Source organism: Quadrisphaera sp. DVD1, assembly GCF_058932755.1.
This window is the reverse complement of sequence record NZ_JBZYWI010000171.1, coordinates 1-6,158: the sequence shown is the minus strand read 5'-3', so window position 1 is coordinate 6,158 and position 6,158 is coordinate 1. Positions and strand designations below refer to the sequence as shown.

General features: G+C 78.9%; 4 protein-coding genes and 2 pseudogenes. 2 read left to right on the top strand and 4 right to left on the bottom strand.

The window, feature by feature from the left end; translation table 11 throughout:
• The 4 genes and pseudogenes from AC5FZL_RS14850 to mtrA form a co-directional block, all read right to left on the bottom strand.
• A pseudogene (locus tag AC5FZL_RS14850) lies at positions 1 to 416 on the bottom strand (hypothetical protein); the annotation flags it as partial.
• Between the two features lie 91 nt (positions 417 to 507).
• Positions 508 to 2,274: an LpqB family beta-propeller domain-containing protein gene (locus AC5FZL_RS14845; RefSeq protein WP_493619665.1), complete on the bottom strand. Its 1,767-nt coding sequence runs from the start codon at positions 2,272 to 2,274 to the stop codon at positions 508 to 510.
• Positions 2,267 to 3,883, bottom strand: coding sequence for an MtrAB system histidine kinase MtrB (gene mtrB / locus AC5FZL_RS14840; protein ID WP_493619664.1), 1,617 nt, complete (start codon positions 3,881 to 3,883; stop codon positions 2,267 to 2,269). Before mtrB ends, AC5FZL_RS14845 begins: the two co-directional genes overlap by 8 nt.
• Positions 3,884 to 3,888: 5 nt before the next feature.
• The gene (gene mtrA, locus AC5FZL_RS14835; protein WP_493619663.1) at positions 3,889 to 4,566 is read right to left on the bottom strand and encodes an MtrAB system response regulator MtrA; all 678 of its coding nucleotides are present in this window, start codon (positions 4,564 to 4,566) and stop codon (positions 3,889 to 3,891) included.
• Between the two features lie 215 nt (positions 4,567 to 4,781).
• On the opposite strand from mtrA, the gene AC5FZL_RS14830 reads away from it, so the two are divergent.
• Together AC5FZL_RS14830 and AC5FZL_RS14825 are read left to right on the top strand one after the other, a co-directional pair.
• The gene (locus AC5FZL_RS14830) at positions 4,782 to 5,924 is read left to right on the top strand and encodes a glycerophosphoryl diester phosphodiesterase membrane domain-containing protein (RefSeq protein WP_493619662.1); all 1,143 of its coding nucleotides are present in this window, start codon (positions 4,782 to 4,784) and stop codon (positions 5,922 to 5,924) included.
• Positions 5,921 to 6,158: pseudogene (locus tag AC5FZL_RS14825) on the top strand (DUF4129 domain-containing protein); the annotation flags it as partial. The gene AC5FZL_RS14830 and the pseudogene AC5FZL_RS14825, both read left to right, overlap by 4 nt.

Here is a 6,158-nt window from a genome sequence, read left to right as displayed (position 1 = left end):
GCCGGCACGAGGAGCAGCCCGGGCGCAGGACCCCCGGTCCGCAGCGGCTCGACCAGCCCCTCGTCCAGCCCCTCGACCAGCCCCTCGACCACCCCCTCGACCAGCCCTTCGACCAGCACCGCGGCGACCGCGGCCGCCAGGGCCGGCGCCAGCACCGCCTCCAGGTCGGTGCGCCCCTCCTCCTTCCACGCGACGAGCGCCGCCCGCACCGCCCCGGCGTACTGCACGGCCGCCCAGGACGGTGGTGCGGCGCCGACCCGCGTGGCCGCGCGGTGCGGGCGGCGCGCCCCGGCGTCCAGCACCGCGGCGCAGCGGGCGCACCAGCGGACGTCGGGCAGCCCGCACCCGGCGCAGCCCACGGGCAGGACGGCGGCCAGCAGCGCCGCCCAGGCCCCCGGAGGCTCGGCGCGGTGCACGCCCCCAGCCTGGGCGCCGCAGGGCGCACCGCGCGGGCACCGCTGCCGGCTGGGGACGGCGGGACGCCGGGGAGGGGTGTGGGCGGCGCTCTCAGCCGGCGTAGGCGGGGTCCGCGGCGCCGGCGGTGCCGGTGACGGCGACCCACCGGCTGCCGGCCCGCTGCCACAGGGCGCCGTCGGCGGTCCCGACGAGGATCGTGCGGGCGCCCGATCCGCTGGCCAGGCGGACGGGCTCGGCGGCCTCCAGGGGCGCTCCCAGGGAGCGCGCCCGCCCGCCGGTGAGCAGGAGGACCTGGGCCGCACCGGCGGCGCCCTGGCTGCTGCCCGCGGCGGGCGCGCCCAGCACGGCGACCGTGGTGGCGTCCACCCACACCGCGGCCGTCGCCGAGGCCAGCCACGGGGTCGGCGTGCCGGGCTCGACGGAGAGCTGCTCCGGAGCGCCGTCGGCGGCGCGCACGACCGCGGCGAGGTCCACCCGCACCGTCTCCGCCCCGCCCACCGCGGGGTCGGGGCCGCGCGAGACGACCACGACGCGCGCGCCGTCCCGGGAGGCCCGCAGGGACTGCACGGTGCGCCCGGCCAGCCAGGTCGCCGCGACCTCCGCCACGTCCCCCTCGGGGCCCACGGCGGTGACCGTGCCGCCGGACGCCGTGCCCGTCGACCACACCCAGCCGGACCGGTCCAGGGAGGGCGCGGTGAGCTGCGCGGCGGTGAGCACCACCCGCGGCGCCTCCTCCTGGTCGCGCTCCAGCACGAGCAGCTGCGTGCGCCCCGAGGCCAGGACGGCGTAGGTGCCGCCGAGCACGGCCGGGTCGGAGACCCCGAGGCCGTCCAGCGGGGGCAGCCCCTCGACCGGCGCCAGCGCGCCGTCGCGCAGGCGCACCAGCGCCCCGTCGCGGACGAGGACCGGCGCGGCGTCGACGGCGGGCTCGACGACCGCGGCGGCGCCGGCGGCGTCCAGCTCGCCGCCGTCGACCGTGACGCGCACGACGTCCACCCCCGGCAGGGCCTGGAGGGTCGCCTGCAGCTGGCGGCGCAGCAGGTCGGGGTCCGCGGCCGCGTGGTCGACGAGGGCCTGCGGCAGGTCGACGCGCGCCTCGCGCTCGGTGATCGCCACGCTGCCCCGGCGCCCGAGCCCGGAGCCGGGCGGGGCGCCGGTGGTCACGGCCGGGGCCAGCCAGGGCGAGGGCCCGGCGAGCAGCTCGGAGACGAGGGCGGTGGCGCTGGCCGGCCGGTCGGCGAACCAGCGCACCTCCGGCACGAGGTGGCCGTCGGACCCGGCCGCGAAGTACAGCGCCCGGGCCCGGAAGGTGCGCAGGAAGTCCGGCTCGGCGACGAGCAGCAGGTCGGGGACCTCCGAGATCCGCCACTCGCCGCCCTCGAGCACGAGCACGACCGAGAAGGACTCCGACGCCGCCGGAGCCGCCGCCGCGTACCGGCCGTGCTCGTCCAGCGAGCCGGTCACGGCGGCGGTCACCTCCACCACCGCCGTGTCCGGCGCCCCGGCCGGCGAGACGACCACGGCGAGGCCGGCGGGGCCCTCGGCGCGCACGACGGTGCGGGCGGTCGGGCGCCAGGTGCCGCGCCGCCCGGTGGAGAGGTACTGCCGGGCGGTGGCGAACTCGTCCTCGACCTCCACGCCGGCCTGCAGGAAGCCCCGCACGACGGCGTCCGGGGTCGCGCCCGCTGCGGGCGGGGCCGGCGCGACCCGGAACCCCGGCTGCTGCCCCCCGCCGACGACGGCGCCGGGCCTGACCGGCCCGCTCGTGGGGATCGACGCGCAACCCCCGAGCACCAGCGCCAGGAGGAGGGCGACGAGGAGGGCCGGTGCGGGAGCGCGGCGCGCGCGGTCAGCCACCGACGCCCGCCTCCGCGCCGCGCAGGGCCAGGGGCCGGCTGGTGAGCGGCTCGCCCGCCGTGCGCGGCAGGGTGAGCAGGAACGTGGCTCCCCGGCCCCGCTCGCCCGCCACCTCCAGGGCGCCGCCGTGGAGGTGGGCGTCCTCCAGGGAGATCGCCAGCCCCAGGCCGGTGCCGCCGAGCGAGCGCGCCCGCGCCGGGTCGGCCCGCCAGAACCGGTCGAAGACCCGGTCCGCGTCGGCCGGGGAGAGCCCCACGCCCTCGTCGCGCACCCGCACCGCGACGGCGAGGTCGTCCACGCCCACCACGACGTGCACGGGGCGGCCCTCGCCGTGCTCGACGGCGTTGACCACGAGGTTGCGCAGGACCCGCTCGACCCGGCGCCGGTCGACCTCCGCGGTGCAGTCGGCGTCGGGCACGTGCACGTGCACGCTGCTGCGGCCCTGGGCGAGCGGCGCCGTCTGGTCGACCACCCGCCGCACCAGGGCCCCGACGTCGAGCAGCTCGACGTCGAGGGCGGCGGCGCCGGCGTCGTAGCGGCTGATCTCCAGCAGGTCGGCGAGCAGCGCCTCGAAGCGGTCGACCTGCGTGGCGAGCAGCTCCGCGGAGCGCGCCACCGAGGGGTCGAACGAGCCGCGGGCCTCGTGCAGGACCTCCCCGGCCATGCGGATCGTCGTCAGCGGCGTGCGCAGCTCGTGGGAGACGTCGGAGACGAACCGCTGCTGCAGCGTCCCGAGGTCCTCGAGCCGGCGGATCTGCTGCTGGAGGCTGCCGGCCATCGCGTTGAAGGAGCGCGCGAGGCGGGCCAGGTCGTCCTCGCCGCGCTCGGGCATCCGCTCGTCCAGGGCGCCGGCCGACAGGCGCTGCGCGACGCCGGCCGCCTGGCGCACCGGCTGCACCACCTGGCGGGTGACCACCGCGGCCACCGCGCCCACGAGGGCGACCAGCGCCGCGGCGCCCAGGAGCAGCACGCGCTGGACGGCGGCCAGGGTCGCCTGCTCCTGGGACAGGTCGAAGACGAAGTACAGCTCGTAGTCCCCCGCGATGGGGACGTCGACCACCTGCCCGACGGCCAGGGCCGGGGAGGACGAGCCGCCCTCGGTGAGGGCGATCGAGCGGTAGCGCTGGCCGGCGTCCTCGCGCACCGCCTCGCGCAGGTCCTCCGGCACCTGGGCGGGCACCACGCCGGTGCCGGGCCGGTAGACGTCGCCGATCGCGGCGGGGTTGCGGTTGTCGGGGGGCAGCAGGAGGAGCACCGAGCGGTCGCGGTCGGGGCCGACGCCCTCGAGCTGGCTGAGCAGCACCCGCGCCTGGTCCTGGACGTCGGCCGCGGTGCCCGCGTCGAAGGCGTCGAGGCGGTCCTGGGCGTCGGCGGCGCCCCGCGCGGCCTCCCGCAGGGCCTCGTCGCGCCGGCTGTCGAAGAGCCGGTCGCTGATCTCCTGGGCGAGGTAGGCCCCCGCGGCGCTGACGGTGAGCAGGCCCAGCGCCACCGTCGCGGCGACCACGCGCAGCTGCAGCGACCGGCGCCACGCGCGGCGCAGCCGCGAGGGCCGGGCGGTGCTGCGCAGCGCGGACAGCGGCCGGTGCAGCGGCTGCGGGACCCCGGGCACGGGGCTCAGGCGGGGCCGGCCTTGTAGCCGACGCCGCGCACGGTCAGCACCACCTCGGGGTGCTCGGGGTCGGCCTCGACCTTGGAGCGCAGCCGCTGCACGTGCACGTTGACCAGGCGGGTGTCGGCGGCGTGCCGGTAGCCCCACACCTGCTCCAGGAGCACCTCGCGGCTGAAGACCTGCCAGGGGCGGCGGGCCAGCGCCAGGAGCAGGTCGAACTCCAGCGGGGTCAGCGACACCGGCGACTCCCCGCGCCGCACCGCGTGCCCGGCCACGTCGATCGTCACGGGGCCGATCCGCAGCACCTCGGGCTCGGGCGCGTCGCTGCGCCGCAGCCGCGCCTTCACCCGGGCGACGAGCTCCTTGGGCTTGAACGGCTTGGCCACGTAGTCGTCGGCGCCGGACTCCAGGCCCAGGACGACGTCGCCGGTGTCCGAGCGGGCGGTGAGCATGACGATCGGCACGCCGGACTCGGCGCGGATCTGCCGGCACACCTCGATGCCGTCGGTGCCCGGCAGCATGAGGTCGAGCAGGACGACGTCCGGCCGGGTGTCGCGGAAGGCCGCCAGGGCCGCGCTCCCGTCGGAGCAGACGGCGACCTCCAGGCCCTCGCCGCGCAGCACGATGCCGATCATCTCGGCCAGCGCGGTGTCGTCGTCGACGACGAGCACGCGTCCCTTCACCCACCCATTGTGCGCCCTGCCCGTGACTGTCCCGTGACCTGATCTCCGATCTCGCCCGCTCGGGCCAGCCCGTCCGGGTGACGCGGGCGGCGCGAGGGCTCGCGGGGGCCTGCTGCCCGCCTCCGCGGGGCCGCCCGTGACACGATGTGGGCCGAGCTGGTGCCGGCGCAGGACCGGCCCCGGCGGCCCGGGCGCGCAGGTGCGGAGGAGCAGCGATGAGCGGACCCACCGGCTGGACCGCCCCGGGCGGCCCGGCGCCGCACGAGGGCCCCGGCCGGCCCGCAGCCGCGCCGCAGGCCGCTCAGCCGCTCGGCTCCCCGCCCGCCCAGCAGCCCGCCGGCGGCTGGGGCGCGCCGCCCGGCTGGTCCGGCCCGGCCACCACCCCGCGCCCGGGCATCGTGCCGCTGCGCCCGCTGAGCCTCGGCGAGCTCTACGACGGCGCCTTCCAGGCGGTGCGCACCAACCCCGGCGCGGTGCTCGGCTTCGCAGCGGTGGTCGTCGTGGTGCTGACGGCGCTGCAGACGCTCGTGCAGGTGCTGACCATCGGCGGTGCCCTCGACACCCTCACCGCCGACCTGTCCGCGGGCTCCTCGGTGTCGCTGGAGGACTTCGCCGGGGAGCTGGGCGGTCTCGTCGTCGGCTCCCTGGCCGCCCAGGCGCTGACCCTCGTGGCCACCGCCCTGCTCGCCGGGGTGGTGACCGTGGCGGTGAGCACCGCGGTGCTGGGCCGGCGCACCGGCAGCGCGGCCCTGTGGGAGCGGGTGCGCCCGCGCCTGCTGGCGCTCGTCGGCCTGGCCGTGCTGCTGGGCCTGCTGGCCGCCGCCGTCGTGGTCGCCTGCATGCTCCCGGGGATCGCGCTCGTGGCCGGCGGGGCCGCGGCGGGCGGCGACGGGCTGCTGGTCACCGGCGTCGCCGTCCTGCTGCTGGGAGCGCTGGCGGCCGTCGCCGCCTACCTGGCCCTGGACGCCCGCCTCTTCCTCGCCACCCCGGCCCTCGTGCTCGAGGGGCTCGGGGTGGGCGCCGCCCTGTCGCGGGCGTGGTCGCTGAGCCGGGTCGGCTTCTGGCGGCTGCTCGGGGTCCGCCTGCTCGCGGTGGTCATCGTGGGCGTCGGCACGGCCATCGTCGCCGGCGTGCTCGGCGGCGGGCTCTCGCTCGTCGTGGGCCTGTTCGCCCAGCCGACGAGCGGGTCGGGCATCGCGCTGGTCTCCCTGGTGCCCAGCGGGATCGGGCAGGCCGTGGCGCTGACAATCTTCTACCCGCTCAGCGCCGCGGTCACCGCGCTGCAGTACGTCGACCAGCGCATGCGCCGCGAGGGCCTCGACGTCGAGCTGGCCCGGGCCGCGGCGGCGCCTGCGTGAGGTGGCCGGCCGGCGTCCTGGCCGCTGACGTCCCCCTGCAGCCCGACGCACCCACGGCCCGGGAGCTGGCCCGGCGCGAGCTGGCCGAGCGCCCGTACCGCGAGGCCGAGCCGGGGCTGCTGGAGCGGGCGGTGCGGGCCGTGCTCGACGTCCTGGGGCGCCTCGACGCGCCGTCCGGCTCGTCCCCGCTGCGCGCCGTCGCGCTGGTCCTGCTGCTGCTCGCCCTGGCCGCCG